The 19,841-nt window shown below is 32.7% G+C and carries 19 protein-coding genes; 13 read left to right on the top strand and 6 right to left on the bottom strand.

The features are described 5' to 3' along the window. Positions 1 to 253 precede the first annotated feature (253 nt). The gene (locus FHK87_RS21375; protein WP_140596511.1) at positions 254 to 1,159 is read left to right on the top strand and encodes a hypothetical protein; all 906 of its coding nucleotides are present in this window, start codon (positions 254 to 256) and stop codon (positions 1,157 to 1,159) included. Between the two features lie 53 nt (positions 1,160 to 1,212). Here the strand turns inward: FHK87_RS21375 and FHK87_RS21370 are convergent, their stop codons facing one another. The 5 genes from FHK87_RS21370 to FHK87_RS21350 all read right to left on the bottom strand — a co-directional run bounded on the left by FHK87_RS21370 (position 1,213) and on the right by FHK87_RS21350 (position 4,933). Further along, positions 1,213 to 2,490 (bottom strand): S41 family peptidase, encoded by a 1,278-nt coding sequence (locus FHK87_RS21370; RefSeq protein ID WP_140596509.1) that lies wholly within the window; start codon positions 2,488 to 2,490, stop codon positions 1,213 to 1,215. Positions 2,491 to 2,614: 124 nt separating this feature from the next. Then, on the bottom strand, positions 2,615 to 3,181 hold the full coding sequence (locus FHK87_RS21365) for a cysteine hydrolase family protein (RefSeq protein WP_140596507.1): 567 nt from the start codon (positions 3,179 to 3,181) through the stop codon (positions 2,615 to 2,617). A gap of 125 nt (positions 3,182 to 3,306) precedes the next feature. Continuing rightward, a complete protein-coding gene (locus tag FHK87_RS21360) occupies positions 3,307 to 4,092 on the bottom strand; it encodes a hypothetical protein (protein ID WP_140596506.1) in 786 nt (261 codons plus the stop codon). Between the two features lie 62 nt (positions 4,093 to 4,154). Then, the gene (locus tag FHK87_RS21355; protein WP_140596504.1) at positions 4,155 to 4,601 is read right to left on the bottom strand and encodes a DUF6892 domain-containing protein; all 447 of its coding nucleotides are present in this window, start codon (positions 4,599 to 4,601) and stop codon (positions 4,155 to 4,157) included. A gap of 77 nt (positions 4,602 to 4,678) precedes the next feature. Further along, positions 4,679 to 4,933, bottom strand: coding sequence for a hypothetical protein (locus FHK87_RS21350; protein WP_140596502.1), 255 nt, complete (start codon positions 4,931 to 4,933; stop codon positions 4,679 to 4,681). A 1,027-nt stretch (positions 4,934 to 5,960) separates the two neighbouring features. Between FHK87_RS21350 and FHK87_RS26395 the strand changes: the two genes are divergently transcribed. The 3 genes from FHK87_RS26395 (at position 5,961) to FHK87_RS21340 (ending at position 7,013) form a co-directional block, all read left to right on the top strand. Further along, positions 5,961 to 6,128, top strand: a complete 168-nt coding sequence (locus FHK87_RS26395) for a hypothetical protein (protein WP_226294358.1) — start codon at positions 5,961 to 5,963, stop codon at positions 6,126 to 6,128. After that, positions 6,085 to 6,636 carry a hypothetical protein gene (locus tag FHK87_RS21345; protein WP_226294357.1) on the top strand — a complete coding sequence of 184 codons (552 nt, stop codon included), beginning with the start codon at positions 6,085 to 6,087 and terminating at the stop codon, positions 6,634 to 6,636. The genes FHK87_RS26395 and FHK87_RS21345 overlap by 44 nt, the downstream gene beginning before the upstream one ends. 125 nt (positions 6,637 to 6,761) lie before the next feature. Further along, complete coding sequence (locus tag FHK87_RS21340) at positions 6,762 to 7,013, top strand: hypothetical protein (RefSeq protein ID WP_140596498.1); 252 nt, start codon at positions 6,762 to 6,764, stop codon at positions 7,011 to 7,013. Between the two features lie 11 nt (positions 7,014 to 7,024). Here the strand turns inward: FHK87_RS21340 and FHK87_RS21335 are convergent, their stop codons facing one another. Beyond that, on the bottom strand, positions 7,025 to 7,504 hold the full coding sequence (locus FHK87_RS21335) for a hypothetical protein (protein WP_140596496.1): 480 nt from the start codon (positions 7,502 to 7,504) through the stop codon (positions 7,025 to 7,027). An 82-nt stretch (positions 7,505 to 7,586) separates the two neighbouring features. Between FHK87_RS21335 and FHK87_RS21330 the strand changes: the two genes are divergently transcribed. The 9 genes from FHK87_RS21330 to FHK87_RS21285 all read left to right on the top strand — a co-directional run bounded on the left by FHK87_RS21330 (position 7,587) and on the right by FHK87_RS21285 (position 19,601). Then, a complete protein-coding gene (locus FHK87_RS21330) occupies positions 7,587 to 7,820 on the top strand; it encodes a hypothetical protein (RefSeq protein ID WP_140596494.1) in 234 nt (77 codons plus the stop codon). Next, positions 7,807 to 8,364, top strand: a complete 558-nt coding sequence (locus FHK87_RS21325; protein WP_140596491.1) for a hypothetical protein — start codon at positions 7,807 to 7,809, stop codon at positions 8,362 to 8,364. Before FHK87_RS21330 ends, FHK87_RS21325 begins: the two co-directional genes overlap by 14 nt. 221 nt (positions 8,365 to 8,585) lie before the next feature. After that, the gene (locus FHK87_RS21320) at positions 8,586 to 9,077 is read left to right on the top strand and encodes a hypothetical protein (RefSeq protein ID WP_140596489.1); all 492 of its coding nucleotides are present in this window, start codon (positions 8,586 to 8,588) and stop codon (positions 9,075 to 9,077) included. Between the two features lie 162 nt (positions 9,078 to 9,239). Continuing rightward, on the top strand, positions 9,240 to 11,009 hold the full coding sequence (locus FHK87_RS21315) for a type VI secretion system Vgr family protein (protein WP_140596487.1): 1,770 nt from the start codon (positions 9,240 to 9,242) through the stop codon (positions 11,007 to 11,009). A 1,196-nt stretch (positions 11,010 to 12,205) separates the two neighbouring features. Further along, positions 12,206 to 14,050: a DUF4280 domain-containing protein gene (locus FHK87_RS21305; RefSeq protein ID WP_140596482.1), complete on the top strand. Its 1,845-nt coding sequence runs from the start codon at positions 12,206 to 12,208 to the stop codon at positions 14,048 to 14,050. Continuing rightward, complete coding sequence (locus FHK87_RS21300) at positions 14,047 to 14,610, top strand: toxin-antitoxin system YwqK family antitoxin (RefSeq protein ID WP_140596479.1); 564 nt, start codon at positions 14,047 to 14,049, stop codon at positions 14,608 to 14,610. The genes FHK87_RS21305 and FHK87_RS21300 overlap by 4 nt, the downstream gene beginning before the upstream one ends. 11 nt (positions 14,611 to 14,621) lie before the next feature. Then, the gene (locus FHK87_RS21295; protein ID WP_140596476.1) at positions 14,622 to 17,504 is read left to right on the top strand and encodes a hypothetical protein; all 2,883 of its coding nucleotides are present in this window, start codon (positions 14,622 to 14,624) and stop codon (positions 17,502 to 17,504) included. A gap of 3 nt (positions 17,505 to 17,507) precedes the next feature. Further along, positions 17,508 to 18,563 (top strand): hypothetical protein, encoded by a 1,056-nt coding sequence (locus FHK87_RS21290; RefSeq protein ID WP_140596474.1) that lies wholly within the window; start codon positions 17,508 to 17,510, stop codon positions 18,561 to 18,563. Further along, a complete protein-coding gene (locus tag FHK87_RS21285) occupies positions 18,564 to 19,601 on the top strand; it encodes a hypothetical protein (RefSeq protein WP_140596471.1) in 1,038 nt (345 codons plus the stop codon). Positions 19,602 to 19,841 lie beyond the last annotated feature (240 nt).

Raw genomic sequence — 19,841 nt, 5'->3', positions numbered from 1 at the left:
CGTAAATAACACTGTTTTCAGGGGGTAACCAAATCATATTAGAAGATAGATTTGTACTCATAAAAATTACTCCTTATGAATACAAAATCAATATTAAGTTATCTATTAATAATTATGATAATTATTAAACAACCTTCTCCTCAAACTAATCTTATTTCAGACTCAAATGCTGAACAAAGCCCTGCTAAACATATTGTTTTATAAAAAGAATCTGAAAGCATAAGATACCCTAATTGAATAATAAAAATTGCATATGAAATATATTTCTTACATGTTACTTGCGATATGCATTATTAGTGGTGGTTTACTATTTTGTTTACATCAATATGGTGATGGTGGCGCAGATGGTTTAAGCCTATTTATACCGGGGCTTATGTTGATCATTATTTTGCTATGTAGTCTTATTGGTTTTATTATCACGCTCTTTTTGCCATTAATTGCAAAAAGACACCGATCTAAAGTTGCAATTTTTGCTGCAATCACGCCAATTATTGCAATTGCGATAATCGCTACTACTTTTTATAGTTTTAATGCCGAGTATGCGACAAGAATTGAAGAAGATATAGCAATAGAAAAATCGATTTTAACAACAGAATTATTCTCGTCTGATATTATGGGAATAAAATTTCATCATGTATCCGGTAATGTATCAGGAAGTGATGGAGGTGTTCCAATAGTAGATACAATAGTACCTATAGTAAAAGACAGTACATTACATTTTACCAAAAACGGGGAGATCCTTACCCTATCAGATCAAGTATTCTTTATAGATAAAAATCATAACCAAGATTTAGAAGATTTTCTTGCAAATGGACTCAAAAAGCTTTTCGATGAAGATAACTGTATGCCTAAAAAAATAAAAGTATCTAAAGTGTTCAAAAATCTTGACCCTACACTTGATGTATTCGTTTTAAGCTCTTCATCTAAGTGTAATTACAAAAAAGTCAGCTCATTTGTTTCTCAGTATACAGATCAAACAAATGATAGCTATCAACAAGCTTATTTTATAGAAGTTCCCCATAAAAAAGATAAAATCCTCGTGATTACACAACATAATACATCGTCTAGCATAGATGGATACGTAGAAAAACTATCTGCTAATAACCTGAGAAAAAAGAATAAGTGGTATCACTCATTAGAGTTTGAAAAACAAAAGTAAAATTGTTTTAAATATTAAAACATATCTTTTATTCAAGATATAACTAGATATTTCTAATATTTCTTTACAAATTCGTAAACCTGATCTTTTCCATTTATAATGTCAGAATACTTCATTTCAATTTGAACATCAGGAATTACTGCATTAATATCTTCATCAATATATTTGAAGTATTTAGTAGAATGGTATACCTCTAGTTTTGTCTTTGGTAAAACAAGTGGCCTAACTTCACCATAATGATTTGGTGCACCACCAGAGGGTTTACCCACAATAATAGCATTAGTCATTTGTCTAAAATTCATAGCATTGATTACAGCCGAAGAAAATGTATGTTCACTAATTGCAACAAATAATTTTCCTTTTTGATTGATCTCTTTCACCTTGGCTAATTCTTCGACTAGCCTTGTTCCTTGTGGTGAGCTTCCTCCGCCGTTAAATCTTAAGTCAAAAAGTATTTTTTTTACAGGCTTGTTTGATAAAGTTTCAAAGATTTTATTTTTAAAATCACTAAAATAGGGCATCGTTTTAGCAGCTTCTTTATCTCTAAATCGTTCTTCTAACTCCCTACCCCAACAGCTATTATATTGAATAAAAAGAATGCTATCTCGCTCAAAATATTTTTGTTGAAAAAGTATAGTTTCATCAGATTGCGGGCTTTGCCAAAAAAAAGGAGGATTATCCAAATGACTAAAATTATCGACTATATATTCATCTATCTTTGGTTGTACCAACACTGTCTCTTTTTTTCCTTTTGCATCTTCTAAAACGAATCGAACCTGATTTTTATCAGTAATCTCGTACGCTTTCAAGATCCCATGACTCATCAAAAAATAATGCATTCGTTTTCTTGCAAAATATGGCTCATTTTTGGGCACTACTTTTGAGACTCTTTTGATGACCTCATCGATAGTGACATCATTGATCGCCACTAGTTTTTTACCAATAGCACTTTTATACTTTTCGTCGGCTCCGATGATCCATATGCCATCATCAAACCAATATATTTCTAAAGGAAAATACCCTTCTTTATCAATAGACTCATAAAAACCAAAGTTGGTATGCGGATCACCTATTCCTGCAATGGCTTCGCGAAGTTGCATTTGGATTGTAAGTGCATTATTCGACGATAAATTTTGATCTGTAGCTATTTTATCCAAACTCGAATCAAACTGTTCTTTGCTTTTATAGAAAAATAAATTTGGATGCTTTGTGGGCAGACTATCTTTTAGATACTTTATATCCAATTGATACTCCTTTATATTTACTTTTTCTTGAGACAAACAGATCACTTGAAAAAAGAATAAGCCTAATAGAAAAAGATATTTTTTCATAGATTATGAGCTTTAAGTTATGACATATTTTTATAATTTAAGTTTACACATAATTGTACTTCTTCGATAGTAAAAAAACGACATCAGGACATTTTATTTAAAATATTGAATTTCAGCTTATTCTTCAAACTTCTTTCAATAACTTTTCAGAACCCCAAATTGTAGCAAACTCTTCTCTCAAATTTGCTAATGTAGTCATATGTATAGTTTCTGCGCTATACGTTTCGCCATTGATGCCAATACGATCAAAAGTTGCTGTTGCATCAGATATCAAATACGTTTTATACCCATAATTTCCTGACATACGAGTAGTGGTAGAAATACAGTGATTGGTTGTTAATCCTACAATAACTACAGTTGTAATATTTAATTCATCAAGTTGTTTTTTTAAATCTGTACCAATAAAAGCGCTATTCACATGTTTGGTGATCACAGGCTCATTACCTTGCGGTATTGCGTATTCACTAAAATCAAACCCTTTGTGTGACTCATGTAATTTTGATTCTGGATTGGTAGAGCTATGTCGAATATGAAACACTGGTAATTGCAATGCTCTCCATTGGGCTAATATCTTAGCACATATCTCTTCTGCATTTTTATTGTTTCTATTTCCGCCCCAGTACGTTTCTTCCAAAAAACCTTTTTGAAGATCTACTAGTAATAATGCAGGTTTCTTTTCTCTTAATGCCATGTTTTATCTCTTCTTTTTCTGTCTAAATTAATGATGATATCTTGGATATATTTGGATACTAAAGATTATATAAAGAGTCTATGTAAATTAAAGGTACTTACAATAATTGTAGTACACATGCGCTTTTATTTGGTATCTTTTTCTAAATAGAATAGTCTCCCACGGCCATACCAAACTATTTTTTGATTGAGATCCCAATCTACTTCAATATCTCTATACATAATAACCTCATCATCCTTAGAATTACTACTTATATACTGTAGCATGGTATCATTTTTATCTTTTAGGAGTATTGTTGCCATATGGTCACTCCCCTGCCCTGGCATTGCAAAAAGCATTTGTTCTTTGTACAATTCTAGTTTGAACTGCTTATTGGGGCTCCAGATGGTTTTGACTAAAAAAATATTGTCTAATTTACTATCATCACAAGATCCAAATGCCTGACGTTTTGCTACTTTATTATTCTCATAAAATTTCCATTCTCCGCACGGGCAATCTGCAAAATCACCAATTCTCTTGAGCATTACTTCTTGAACCAATTGTTTATTACTGTATCTTTTTATTTTTCGAATCCGTAAGATAGAATCGCAATTTGTTTTTTTGCCAAGTTGGATCATTTCATTTGTTATGGTAGCCCTAATCTCGTCACTATTTCTAGCATAAAAAGTATCTTGTTGTATCGGTATACGACACTCATTTACTTGTGCAGTATATTGTACCGATGTGATTTTCCCTTTCCAATAGGCTGTTTTTTTATCAATAGAGTCATTGATATGTACAACAATCTCTTTAATAGCATTGAGATCATTTTTGGTCGTTGCATCGTGCCAATACAGCGTATCTGCTTTTTGAGCAAAACTTTTTAACAAGCAACCACACAATAAGAAAGTTAATATTATTTTATCTCTCATCATCATTATTTAATTCCTCAAAAACTGAACGAAAATACATATAAATTTTTCTTCAACTGGTATCAAATCGACTCTAGTTCTACACCCAGTTCTTTAAATTCTTTTACTAATTGTTCCCCCGGGTATTCAAACAATAGTGTTGCTCTTTTTAGGTTTGGTAGTAATTTTACATCTTCTGCAGATGTAACATCATAGACATTATCTTCTCCATCCCAAAAAGGAATAATTTGCAGGTAGATGTCGTCTCCTCCATCAGAGGAGAGTTCTGTAATTTCATGCACCATTGATTCGGTAATCTCCAGATTTTCAAAATATTCTTTGATCTCAGGTATTATGTCATAACCTTCTTCTTCTATTACGTCATATGCATCAGAGGCGGTCAAATTACGTTGCTTTTCTATAAAGGTATAAGCATCAATTTTTGGCTGTAAAATATCTTGATTGTACATTAATTCATTTATCACAGCAAGCTTAAATCCGAAATCTTTAAATTGTAGAGTAGTGTTCATTATATTTTTTTTAGAGGAAAGTTTTTACAAAATGTAATTTAATATAAAGATACAGTAATTATCTCATGCGTTTTCAATTAGACAGTTGAATACCTATAAACAATATACATAAGGAGTATCAGCATAATCATTTTACATATCCATCCAATTATTGTATTTTTCTTTAACTCTTTTGGGTTATAAAAAGTATTGAATTCTCTTCTTCCTAAATGCCAAAAATAACGAATGATCGCGCCAAACCATTCAGAAGAATGAAGCTCACTATCTGCTTCGGTTTGCCAAGTCAAACCTTCTCGTAATTTATTCTTCTTTTCTTTAGACCTGTTTTCCATATAGTCATACATTTATGAATCTATTATATGAGTCTTCATATTCAACAGATGTTACAATCTTTTGCAGTAAAACTGTTGGTATCTTGTTGCTACAAATCTGTAAATTACTCGTCTAGCATCGTATTATTAAGAGTTTATAGAAGAGGTAACGAGTGCCAAGCCTATTTATGAGGATTTAAAAGAAACGTTTTTCTAAACGATAACTATAGATCGAAACACTATTTTTTCTTAAGCAGTCTTTTTTTGTATCATTTTTGTTTGGTGTATTGTTGATGATTTTAGGTTGCTCGAGGAGTGTTTATCTCATATTATTGATTGATTTTGGTTGTTTAAGGTTTAATTGGTCTTCGACAGGCTAATCCAAATCATTTATTTTTAATTACAATTAACTGATTATTAAATATTTATAAAATAAATAAATTTTTAGGGTTAAACATAGATTAAATATATTCTATAAAATCTATGTTTAAACTTATAATCTGGTGTCTATTAAGAAGTCATTCTACAATATATTCATGTGAATAAATACTAAAATGAGATAGATGAATTGCATAAAGAAATCGTGATAATAAATCTTACAAACAACTACTTTCTTCAAAAAAATAACATATTAGAAATTATCACAAAAAGAAATCGAATTATAGTGTTTTACGGTTTTCCATAAATTTTTAATTATATGAAGAAATAGTTTTTGGTCAATATTAAATAACCGTGATAAAAACCTAATAATTTAATAACCAATAATTTATGATGTAAAAGTTTCTTTGAGATGATTACTTGTGATTTTAAATAACATAATTATATAGTTCGCAAAGTTTGTAAAGTTTGTAAAAAAGTATGCGGTTTTTCCGTATATGACTTATTACTATTACGTTATATATTTGTATACATAAAATCATAAACTAAATATCAAGCGATTTTATAGACATATATATTACAGTAATAGCTTCATCTTTTTGAGTGGAAAACGTAAATAGAATTTACTATTTCTTATTATTTTAGAAAAATTTTTAAAATTCTAAAAATTATGAAGAACCTATTATTATTGCTTAGTATAGTATCTATTTTTTTAGTCGCTTGTGAAAAATCAGATATAAATGAAGAAACAGGTATTGAATTCGATGAAAAAGACACTCCTACTCTTTATAAGATTGACAAAGGAGATATTATTAGACCAGGAGACAAACCAAACTAATCAAATAAGAAAATACATAGGATCATTCTTTTGTGTCTTATCTGTTGCCATTTTGTTTACGGATAAGTTTACTACGTTCGGTATTGAAGATTCTCAAGGGTATAAAACCGTTGAAACTTTAATATGGTTTATAACACAAAGCTTAGGACCTATCGTTTTTGCTATTGCAGCACTTTTAGGAGCTTACAGAATATTTTATTTTGTCCCTATATATGTTTATTCTATTCAGATATATTGGGCGTTTGACCAAAGTTTAAAAGTCGACGACCCACTACTTCATTTCTACGCTTTAGGTTGCATTTTTGGTGTATTCTTACTGTTGTTAACATTCATTTTTATAATTCAAAAGTTATCGAAAGCAAATTATATTTTAATCAAAAATATAAAAAAGTCAACACGCTTTTTATCTACTCACGTGTTTGATAATTATGTAGAAAAATTGCCTGAAAAAGACCAGAAAAACTACACAATAGATACAATAAAGTTTATAGATTCTTTAGATAAATAAGCAACATTCATTTTGGTTTTAATCCAATTAGACAATTGACTAGATACAGAATTTAACGTATTATAATAAATTCAATATAAATCTTACCCCATGAGATATATAAGGAACTTCCAAAAAGAATAAAAATGAATAAAAAGGATGCATTAGAAAAGTTAAAAAAGAAAGAGAAATATATCGATGATGATGTTTTTAAAATTCTTGTAGAACGTGTCGAGAAAACAATTCAAGAAGAAATTGAAGAAGAAAATGAAAAATTTATTCAAAAAGCAACTTTCATAATGAAACAGGAAGGGATTAGTGCTGAGTCTTTGAAAAATTTCATTTTAAATGAATTTTATGATAAGGCAGTACTTAAAAATCTTATTTCTGATTTTTAAATATTATCTATTTATTCTTTCATATTCTTCAATATAATGGCTAATCTTTCGTCCAGAATTTTATCAATATCTTTCATTGAGGAAAGTTTTACTTTATCTTTAAAATCATCCTTTTCCATTAGAGCAGACCAGTTTTTAAAACATAACTCTTTAAGCAATTCAATATCTTCATCTTTTTTAAAAAAGATATCATCTTTTAAAAGATTACGTAGTTGTGTTTGTTCATTTCTTTTTTCAAGTGAAGAATGTCTTTCTGTTGATAACTTCAAACCAATATTTTTAGCTTCTTCTACAAGATCAAGTTCAAAGATGATTTTTTCAATATGAACTTTAGATAAACTTTTTTTAAGAAAGGCTTTCTTTAATCCTACTCCAGTGTAATCTATTAATTTACCAAGATTGTCCCAAGAAATACGTTCAAGTTCCTTTTTCTCAATAATTAAATTTTGTAAATCTTCTAATAATTTACTTTCTGTCTTATTTCCCTTCATTACATTAATAAATAAGTTTAAATAGTTTGATTAGTTTAAAAAAGTTTGTATATTTGTTCTTGTATCGGAACAAAACAAATGTATGCAAAATTTTACGAAAGAAGAACAAAAAGTTCTTAGAGGTGTTCATGCATCATTAGGCAGAAAATATGGTACATCAGGCAGATATGTTTCTTTCATAGCAGCAGGAGACCGAGAAGCAAATACTCGATTAGCTAAATCTATTTTGAAAGATTTAAAAGCAATACTTGAAATATTAGTTCCAAACAAAAGCAAAACTTTCAAACCCCAAAATAAAGAAAATGAAAACGAATGAAGAGAATACCAAAAAGCAAAGGTTTATTGAATCTATAATTGATTCAATACAAATGAACATCTTAGATTTCAAGGATAATCTAAATAAAGGAGAATCTTACGAACTTATGATTTATCAATGGATCAATAATCTCTTCGAAGAAAAAGTTGAGATAGAAGAAGCTGTTACTATTGTGCATCAAAAACGATTACAAGTTTTATTTAACAATGCAGAAGTAAAAACTCCTGAAGCAGAAATTTCAAAAGTACGTAAAAGGATTTTTGATCGATTAGATAAGACTTCTTTGTACAATAACTTAAATCATAAGAATAAAGAATACATACATTCAAGAATTGAAAGTTTAATTCAACCTAATCTTCATTCTTGTAGCGATATTATAAAAATCATTTTTAAGATCTGTCGAAAACTTGGAAATGATCAGAAACCAACCATTACAAAGAATTTAAAACCTAAATATGAAAGAAAAAAGAATACAAATAATAATATGGTATTGCATAACCTAGTTACCCCTAATGCCTATCTGTTGAACAACCACGTTTTTTAAGTTTGAGTTTGTGTGGTTAATTGAAGGGCTGACCCCCTGTGAAGATACCAGGTACTTATATTAAAGCATTGTACTCTTGAATTCTCTATTCTGGCTCGCCAAACTGTCCTCTAATAGAGTTGCATTTTTCCTGTTGTTTCAAGATATGATCCCCAACCTTTAGAAAGTATCTGGTGGTCTTCCAAACTAATCAAATCATTAAAATAAAAGTACAAAATAATATGCTAACAACCTATCAGGATAAAATCATACAAAAAGTAGTCAAACACTTTGAAGGATTACATAATATTGAAATCCTTGATATACTGCAAAAAATAGAAACACTTTTGGTAGGTGGAAACTCTCCATTTCAGGCAGCAAATTTCAAAAAACGATTAACTACTGATACAATCAAACGAAGCGTTTTCCCTATTTCTAATAAAGGATATTACCAACTGGAAGACGATTGCCACTTTTTAAGCGTATATAGATTGGTAACCTTTACCCCCATTGTAAACTTTGAAACCCTATGTTTTACAATGGCAAATGATATAGAAACTTATGAGCTAACCAATGACAATATCATTAAAGCTTTTACAGCTACTACCCTTGAAAAAGAAATAAAATCCTTTATTCAGGGTAACAAAGTGACCCGAAGAAACACTAATACAAAGAGACTGTTGTTATTGGAATATTTAGAACAGTTTGATCCGGTCAACATCTGGACACCATAAATTAATAGTTATATTCAAAAGCGTTAACTTATATTTAACATTTTACAGGGGATTTTACCCCCCTAGTACCCATTTCATGTATCAAAATATAATAGTACATTTGAAGCCCTTTTAACATAACATGCTAGAAAACAAAAAAGTAACCTCAAAAACCCGCTCTCTATGGCATTAGAAACTACTACACAAATATTTATCTCAGGTACGCCCATTAGATCGTATAAGAGTATCAAGTTGAATCAGGAAATTTCTTCGCATCATGATCTTACATTAGTGTGTCGTGCAGATGTTGTAGAAGGGCTCTCCGATGACATGATTGGGGAGAGCAAAGATCATTTAGGAGCTACGATTACTGTTCGTGTGTCCCCTGCTCTGAATATTGGAAGCTACCGGGAACTAGAATTCAAAGGAATTATCATTAAAGTTGAGGGCGCAAAAGGATCAGAGTATGGCAAAAGTGATATGGTTATCTTTCATGCCAAAAGCACCTCTATCCTTTCTGATGATGGGGCGCACTATGCCTCGTTTACAGATGTCGGACTTGCAGAGATCTTAGAAGATACCTTTAGTGAGTATGATAGAGGAAAGCTAGAAACTCGATTTTCACCCACATCTTCAGATACCGTACATTATGCAGTACAACACAATCAAAGTGCTTTTGATTTTGCCGGTAGATTAGCAGCCTACTATAACCAATGGTTTTACTATGATGGCAGTAAACTAGTTTTTGGAACACCTGGTGATGAGGAAACTGAATTGAGTTATGGAACCGATTTACAAAACTTTTCTGTTGAGCTTAGTTCTGTGCCTAACGCGTTCAAATATTTTACCAACGATTACCTCACTAATGAGCTGCATCAAAAAGGCAGTAATGAAGTTACCATTCCATCTGAAGGATATCATGGGTTTACTAATCAAAAATCTCAAGAGGTATTTACCAAACAAACACAGGTCTATCATAATCTGTATACTGATGAAAATGTACAAGCCAGATTAGATCAACAAGCAGAAGCGTATACCAAAGCCAAAGCATTAAAACAGGTCATTGCCAAAGGAGAGAGTGATAATCCAGGAGTGAATCTTGGTGAAGTAATTAGCGTACAGGGATATGGACGATATAGAGTAACCAAAGTCAGTCATACCAATACTGAAGGAGGGATTTATAAAAACACCTTTGAAGCGGTAGCAGCAGACTTTACCGTATATCCAAACATGGATCTCCATAGATTTCCTAAGAGTGAGATACAAATTGCTACAGTAGTCGAGAATAATGATCCAGAAGGATTAAGCCGAATCAAGGTACAGTTCCCCTGGCAGCAAGAAAGTGGGCAAACCACCCCTTGGTTACGGATGATGACCCCACATGCAGGAGCAGACAAAGGCTTTCATTTCATTCCTGAAATAGGAGAAGAAGTCGTTGTCAATTTTGAAAATGGAAATGCAGAACGACCTTTTGTAGCTGGAGCTTTATATCACGGCACAGCCAATGCAAGCGGATGGCAGAGTGATGCCAACAATATAAAAGCGATCAAAACCCGAACAGGGCATACTGTTGAATTGAATGATACAGAGGGAGAAGAAAGTATAACCATCACCGATAAGAACAGTAACATCATCCGTATTGACACTGTAAACAACAGTATCGAAGTTTCAGCATCAGAACACATTACCTTCAATGCAAAGAATATTGAGATCAACGCTTCTGAAGAAGTAAAGATCAATGCAGGAACAAACCTGATTGGTAGGGCTACAGAGGATTTATCCCTAAATGCAAAAAATTCTACAGAAACCATTGAAGAAAATAAAACCCTTGTTGCTAAGGAAGTTTTAGAAAATGCAGAAAAAGTAAGGATTGAAAGTTCAAAAGAAAACATGGAATTGGTCAGCTCCAAACAAGTAGATGTGCAGGCCAACGATAAGATCAAATTGTTTTAACCCAGTATTTTGATAGCCATGAACCGCAAAAGAGACTTTGGTTTACACATCCTAGATGAAGAAAAAGATACGCAAATATCTTTCCGATTATATCCCGAAAAGGTAAGAAGAAGATACGGGGTACAATTAAAGTTTGAAGATGAGCATCAAAAAGCGCAACACATACATNGTATTTTGATAGCCATGAACCGCAAAAGAGACTTTGGTTTACACATCCTAGATGAAGAAAAAGATACGCAAATATCTTTCCGATTATATCCCGAAAAGGTAAGAAGAAGATACGGGGTACAATTAAAGTTTGAAGATGAGCATCAAAAAGCGCAACACATACATTTTGAGATGGATGTGGTCTTTTTAGAACAGATTGATGAAGATACATTTGTGGTTGAATTGCACAAACACCAGATATATCTGGACAATAAAGCACCAAACCTTGTTATGGATCAATTTGCAGAACAGTGCGGGGCGGTTTTATATCCCATGCAGTTATATGTAAACCGTAACCTTTCTGTTTTGGGTATTGCCAATCATCAGGAAATGGTAAACCGATGGCTGGATCAAAAAATAATATTGCAAAAAAACTATTCAGGAAAACAAACCGATGCCATATTGCAAGCAATGGATGATACGATTACAGATCCCCTATTGCTTATTACAGAGATAAAAGAGCAAGATTGGTTTTTTAGTCTTTTCTTTACAAAAATATCAATATACGCTGTACAAGGTGATCAAAATATAGGATATCCATTGGTTCCATATTTGACCCCAATACATTTTACAACCAAAGATTATATTGAGTATCACCCCAAGCGACAAGAGGACATTTTGATCACACGATCGGGAGCATATACAGACCCGAGAACAGAAACCGATATAACACAAGGTCGAAAACACCCTACTGACCCTAAAGGCAAAAAACCGGATGGAACGGTAGCGCTCAAGTACCATTTATATAAAGATGCCCCTATTTGGGATGCAATTTTAGGGGGTTGTACAATAAAGTTTCCTTCTGGAGCATTTAAAATAGTGGATGTGGAAATATATCACCTTAAAGATAAAACCCCGAAAACAGTGTCGGAACAACAAGTAGAAATACAAGAAGTAAAACATCAAGAACCTGAACCAAAGAAAAAGAAAAAACGATATTTCTTTTTTGGAAAAGAACTTAAACTGTAGCAGACTAAAAAAACAATAGGATGAGTAAAGGACACGTTGTAGTAGATGGAGCGATATGCAAATGTAAATTTGGAAATACCCCTGACACATTTGTAGTACAGACCCAACAAAAGGGATATATCAATGATGGTGCAGGGAGTAAAAAGCTGATCGGTAACACTATGGATATAGGAATGCCATTACAGGCTAAAACTTTCGGACAATGTAAACTACAACCCTCTAACAGTGGATTTCTACCATGTGTTCCTTCGATTACAGCTTGGCAGGATGTTTATGAAAAAGTAGAACTCCCTAATGGTGGGCAAATCTTAACTGAAAAAAGTAAGGCGACTTGTGCTATTGCAGGAGCACCATGTATAGAATTTACGTATCATGGGCAAACTGCTGCTGCAGGAAATAGCGATATCGCTCAAACCAATGCACAAGCGCAAAGCCAGTTAAATCCTTTGGTGAATATGAAAAAGTTTACTGAAGTTACAGAACCAGAAGATTTAAGTGTTGCCCCTGTAGAAGATGAGGCAGTAGAAGACGAAAAGCTAAAGTTTAAAGCTTATTTTCATAGACTTTATGATTATAAAGGAGAGTTTGGGTTTGATTGGATGCGGTATAACTATATCCCGGAGAATAACACTGATGGTAAGAGCATCTGTGATGATTATGAGAAGTTAAAGAAAGAATACACTCCTTTTACAATAGAAGGAGAGGATTACTTTGTGCCTTGGCTTTCCATGTTCCCAAAACAGGAAGGAGTACAATTAAACTTAACAGTACACATATATAACGATTATATTCCAACTACGGATGAGGACATTATCAAACTTCCTTCTAAAAATGGGATACGTTTTAAGCCGGATGTAATAGATGTTGCAGATGCGGATATGGAAGATGTCCCTATCACCATATATTGCGATAACCCCCTTACAGAAGATACGACCATAGAACTTAAAGATAAAGATGATGAAACCGTAGGCAAAATTCATATTGTTAAAAACGCAGATCACGAACAGTTTCACTTTGAGATCACCCCGGTAAGAATATTAAGAGGGGTTTCTAAACAAAGTGATAAAGAAACTATTGAAAATAGAATTGATCACCCAAAAGGTTTTGGTGACACCAACAAAGATATTACAGGGGATTTACAGAATTTACAGGACTATTTAAACACACAGTCTTTGAATCAAGCTTTGTTACAATGTAAAATTGGCAAAGTTTGTGATATTGTTATAGATGAACAGGAATGGATTGATGATGGGTTGATTGTTGAAGAAGGATGTATTTTTAAAGATGATGCCATACTTGATAAGTTTTATTCTGAATTTAAAAGTCAGCATCCCGATAAGGAAAAAGAAAAAGGATTAGTCGTATTTTTATCTCCTATTAAAAAAGAAGGAGCTGGTGGTGAAGGAGATTTATACGATATAGATGCTAAACATTTTGCAGTCTATTATTCCAATTTATGGCAAAAAGAAACCTTCGCACACGAAATTGCTCATGTATTAGGATTGGTTCATTCTTTTCATAAATTTTCGATGATTGATATTAATGAGGATAATAAGTTTGTGAAAGAGGTTGATGATTATTTTAACTATCTAATAGAATCTGGTGCGCCTAAATCAGAAATAGCCAGTCAATGGGCAGAATATAAAGATAGTTATGCTGATGCAAGAGGATTTTTAAAAGTGTACTATCATTATTTTAAAGATAAAACAAGTTTTGATCAAGCCACAACTGAAAATTTTATGGACTACCATAATTATTCAGAAAATGATATCGTAGTCAGGAATAACCCTTTTAACCCAACTTCTTTTTGGAAGCACCAGTGGGGTGTTATGCAATCTGAGGTTTCTAAATTCTATTCAAAATGAGAGTACTTTTGTTAACCTTCTGCTTATCGATCTGTATCTTTTCAAGAGCGCAGCAAGTACCAAAACCCGCTGTTAAAGTTCTCTTTTCCAAAATAAAGAGTATACCTCAGAATGGTCACTACTCCTTTATTTCAAAAAATAGTAAAAAAAAACTCCAAGGAAAATACCAAATATACTTAGAGAAGTTAAGCCCTTCTGATACTCCCATATTAATGCATTCAAACTACATTGTTGAAGAAGGCGCTTTTGAAAAAGGACTCAAAGATGGCTTTTGGAAAACAAGCTACAAAAACAAAATAGTGAAGAAAGAACACTGGAATAATGGTTTAATCTCCAATGAGTATAGTGTTTATAATACTGAAGGAAAATTATTATACCAGATTGATTTTGGAGCAAAAGGAAATGGAAAGTACAAAGATTTTTATTACAACACAGGAATTCTAAAACAAGAAGGGAGTTATGAAAACGGTAAAAAAGAAGGTGAATGGTGTACTTATAATGAGAAAGGTACATTACTCAAAACTATAATATATCATAAAGGTATACTCCAAACCCCATAAAACTTCTAAGCATGATAAAAATAAGTAACCTTATCTTAATCAGTCACAATGAACAGTATAATGAGGCTAATTATGTGGTGACTACACAGCCGGGAGAATATGTTGATGCAAAGGTGGATGTCCCTGCTGAAATGACCAAGGAAGAAATAGAACAAATCCGTTGGGTAGCTTCTACTGTTATATGGGATCGTGGACCAAATTTTACGATTGAAAACCTACATGAAAATGCGTCTGGTTCTCGAATCAGGGTTAAAATGCATGAAATATACTCAGGGGGTGGCCTTGCATGGTTAGAACCTGTATTTCCAGGAGAAGCCCCTACAAATAAAACACCTAATGGTATTTTTGTGCGAAGTACAGGAAGAAAAGGGATTGCTAAAATAGAATGGCGAGAATACAAGGAAAAACATAATGGCGGTAAGGCAACCGAAAAATTCTATGGGCAATATGTGGAATTGCATGTATATACTCAAGGATTATACGGACATAACCTTCATTTACGGTTAAGTGATTACCTTTATGGGAACAAAGATCTTACTTTTGATGAAGATACCGATGAGACCAACAATGACCATCTAGCTACAGAATTAATACAACAGGTAAAAATTTATGAAGATGCCGGTGACCCTAATAGAAAGTTGCAAAAGGCGATTTTTAAAATTTATCTAGAACACAGATGGATGCGTCTGGCTGCACAATATACAAGGGGTCAGGAAATAGAAATTGGTGGTGTACTGGCCGCTGAAGGAGTTAAGCCTTTTCATTTTACAGACAATAAAGACCTTCTAAGAGTAAAAAAGAAAAGCCCGGGAGATACCCATGCCAACCCAGCCTCAAAGGAAGGTAACAAACCCGTTGTGATCGGAAATGTAATGACAGAAGTGGCACATTTTAACAACTGTCGATACAATGGGATTACAAAAACATATCCCGGAACAGAAGAAGCTACTCTTTTTTCTACAAAGCAAGATATCAATCTCAATCGAAAAATACTCGATGTCGGGGTAGTCTCTACAAAAGATAGTACCAAGAAGCTTACCATATCACTACAAGAAGCAGATGTAAGCCGTTGCCACAGGAGCAATGACCTACACCAAAAAGAAACTACCATCGATGCTACCGAACTACAAGCAGAATATGATGATGTAGAGATTTCTGAAGATGGAACCCGACTAAGTTTTACACCGGTATATCCATATGAACATATAGAACCATTGGACGATGTCAAGTTTTTTACAACCTATTTCCCTGCTTTTTTACCTCCTGAAGTAAAGTTTACAATTCCTGTACACTCCTGTGCTTTTGAAAAAGAGGTCAAAATAGCTATACATCCTGATGTTGCCTTTGCATTGCACCTACATATAGGAAAACCAAAAGACTTTAGCGGAAAAAATAAAAACTACTACCGTAAGATTAATTTAGATAGCAACCCACAACACAAGTTAGTAAGAGGGCTTAAAAAGGAAATGAAATGGGTACGGGAAATCTCTAAAGAAGCTAAAATAGTAAAACGACACTTGCCCAACGCAACCCTGAATAGTATTGTTGAAGAAATTGTATATGATTATATTGAAAAAACAGCCGAAGATATTGGGGTTGGGTTACATGGGTATCATTCTTTTGGCACTGCAAATCAACCCATTATTATTAATTATGCAGAACGTTACGAGTGGATTTCTAAAACAATGATCATTACCGGGGTATTATTATCTGCTGCGGTAGATGCCTTGATCATATACATTACCAGAAAGCCTGCCAGTGCTGTAAAAATGACAACTACATGGCAAAAGGTAAAAGGAGCGTATAAGATCAGAAAACGATTTGTAAGTCATAAAAAAATAATTGAAAAGACATTAAGCGGTAAACCAATTGACCCGGCATCACCCAATAATATAGAGACATCTTTTCTGTGGCCACAAGTGTCTACGTATCGAGGTATTGGTTATGTTGATCAGGATAACGGGCGTGTAGCAGTAGAATTAGTAGAACGCATAGATGCAGCTCCGTTATTTGCATTAAGCCATAAAGTTACAGGTACACTAGGATCGGTAGTAGCCGGGTTTGCAGGAATCACACAAGTATTTGATAGAGCAGAACAAGCAGTTGGTATATTAGGGTACTTACAAGGTTTGATGGGGATCAAAAAAGAAGCAGATGGGATTAAAAAAAATAATACAGTAAAAGTTAACCTAAGTGACGAAACCAAAAAACCGCATGAGTATGTACAAACCGGAGATATACAAACATTTCTAGATTATATTGAGAAAAAGATAGAATCCAAAATTGATAAAACATTCAAAGACCTTTTTGGTACAGAAGCTAAAATGGAAGCTGAATTTATTGGTTTCTGTAGTGCCAGTTATGAATTTAAGGTCAATATCCTGAAAAAGATGATGTATCTCGACATATTCGAAGAAAACGGTAGAAGCGTACAACTCTCTGATCAACAGGAGCTGTCCTTTGGTCGGGATAAAGGAATTGACATTACCATTGCACTAAAAGCCAGTAGTATTGCCGAACAAAAATGGAGCCGATTAAATGAGTATATGCCACGATATTTGGGTGCTCCTTTTAAAGATACTAAAACCGAAGCACATATCAACGGGCAAGTGGCCGGAACGCTACTCTATGAACGTAACTTTAAATGGAAATTTGAAGCCAAACAACCTACTGTACAAGATACGATCTTGTTTACAGGAATTGCAGGGAGTTTGTATATGAAGCTAGAGGTTGAAATAAATAACAGGAGAGTTTTTGGAAAAAAAGCTGGTAGTGAGGATAAAAAGACAGGAAAACCAAAACCTATCAAAGTAGAATTGATACCTGGTTTTACTATTAATTTTAAAGAACAACCTATCTTTGAACAATCAATGTGGGACTATTTAATGCGATAACAAATGAAAAAAATCATCTCTTTGTTTTTAGTAATAAACACATTCATTTCATGTGCGCAAAAGACTAAAGACCAATCAAAAATTGAAAAAGAAAAATACATGATACCCATACCGGAAAAAAGTAAAGATATAACAAAAGACAATTTTACAGAAAGAGTGTTATCTGAGGTGAAACACTACGACAAAGAACCTGTATATTTTATACGACCTATACAAAACAACTGTGTATATGAGCTGTTAATCAATGATTATCCTATTTATAAGGATTATGGAATAGAAAAATTAGCTACTCCTATCAATATCAACAGAGCAATTTTACAGAGTGGTCCTCAAACTGTTACAGTACGCTTATATCCACTTGGGGACGCTTTAAAAGACGCTTATGGCGAAGGGGAAACCATTACTACATTACTACCTAAAACCGAAATGAAAATCAAAGTAGTTAAGTATGAAGCTTTCAATATTAGTGATGAATTAGAGGATGAAATTGTCGTAAAAGAGCATACAAGTCCTACTAAAAATGATTCCAGTGAATTTGAAGGAGCAGGATTACCCTATTATGAATACACTTTTACTTTTAATGCCGAAGTACCGTATAAAAATAAAGGTTGGTTAAATGGAGAAGATCTTGCGAAATTTGATAAAAAAGAATTAGAAAAACAGGTTTTAAAATGCTATAAAAATTATTTAAGTGTATATAAAAATAAAGATTTAAATAATTTATTGAAATTGTTGTACGAATCTGAGATTAGAAGGAGAAAATCACAATATCAAAATAAACAAAAAATTAATAGGGTTTTGAGTGAACTCGAAGAATCGCTGAATTACGAAAACAAGGAATTTCAACCCATTGAAAATTATGAAACTCAATTTTATGGCAATGGTAGGATTATTGCTTTAAAACACTCAAGTAAAAAACCTGTTGATTTTAGATTAAGAGGGGAATCAGCTTTTTGGTTTACATATGAAGATGGAGATGATATTATGGCATATTTTCCAGGAGTGTATTTATATCTACCGAAGGGACAACCTTTGGATTCTTTACAAATGATTCCTTAAATGAGTAGTTTACAATACGTATTTATATTTTTTGTTTTCTCGTCTTGTTTCGGACAAACTAAAGAAAAATATAGAATACCCATACCAGAAGCTAGTAAAGATATAACAGCAGATAATTTTGTAGATAGAGTAGTTTCACAGATCAAACACTATGATAAAGAAGCTATGTATTTTATACGCCCCTTACAAAATAATTGTGTGTATGAGTTGTTAATAAACGATTTTCCAGTTTATAAAGATTATGGCATAGAAAAATTGGCTACCCCAATTAATATTAACAGAGCAATTTTACAAAGTGGTCCGCAAACTGTTACAGTACGCTTATATCCACTTGGAGATGCGTTAAAACGTGCGTATGGTGATGGAGAGACTATTACTAAGCTATTACCCAAATCCGAAATGAAAGTAAAAGTGGTTAAATATGAAGCTTTTAACATTAGTGACGAGTTAGAAGATGAAATTGTAGTAAAAGAGCATACCAGTCCTACAAAAGAGGGTTCAGAAGAGTTTGAAGGAGCAGGATTACCCTATTATGAATACACTTTTACTTTTGATGCTGAAGTACCGTATAAAAATGAAGGCTGGTTAAATGGCGAAGACTTAACAAAATTTGATAAAAAAGAATTAGAAAACCAAGTGCTTAAATACTATAATGAGTACATACAGATATCGGAAAACAAACTTCTTGATAGGGTTCTAAGTATAAATTTCTTATCTGAAGTAAGGCGTCGAAAATCTCAGTACCATGATAAGAAGTATGTGGAAGATATACTTCTAGAGTTTAAAAAAGAAACAATAGAACATAAGAAATCTTTCCAACCTTTAGAAAATTATACTTTAAGTTTTTATGGGAATAATAGGATTGTTTGTTTAAAATTTCCAAGTAAAGAACCAGTAAAAAGACAATATCGTGGTAAATCTGCTGTTTGGTATAAATATAAAAATGAACCTAATGGACCTACACGAGGAAGGTGGTTAGACCTGTATTTGTATCTTCCTACAGGGCAATCTTTGGGTTCATTACAAATGATTCCTTAAATAAGTAGTTCACCATATTTTTAATTATGATTTTTATTTTCTCTTCTTGTTTCGGGAAAACAAAAGAAAAATATAGAATCCCCATACCAGAAGCAAGCAAAGATATAATAGTAGATAAATTTTGTAGACAGAGTAGTTTCAAACATTCAGCACCATGATAAAGAACCTATGAATTTTCATAAATGATTATTTTAAATTCAAAAAATAAAACCAAGTTAGACATAACATTTCAGAAACTCA

It is taken from the genome of Aquimarina algicola (assembly GCF_006443095.1).
Lineage (GTDB): Bacteria > Bacteroidota > Bacteroidia > Flavobacteriales > Flavobacteriaceae > Aquimarina > Aquimarina algicola.
This window is presented reverse-complemented; position numbering and strand designations above follow the sequence as displayed.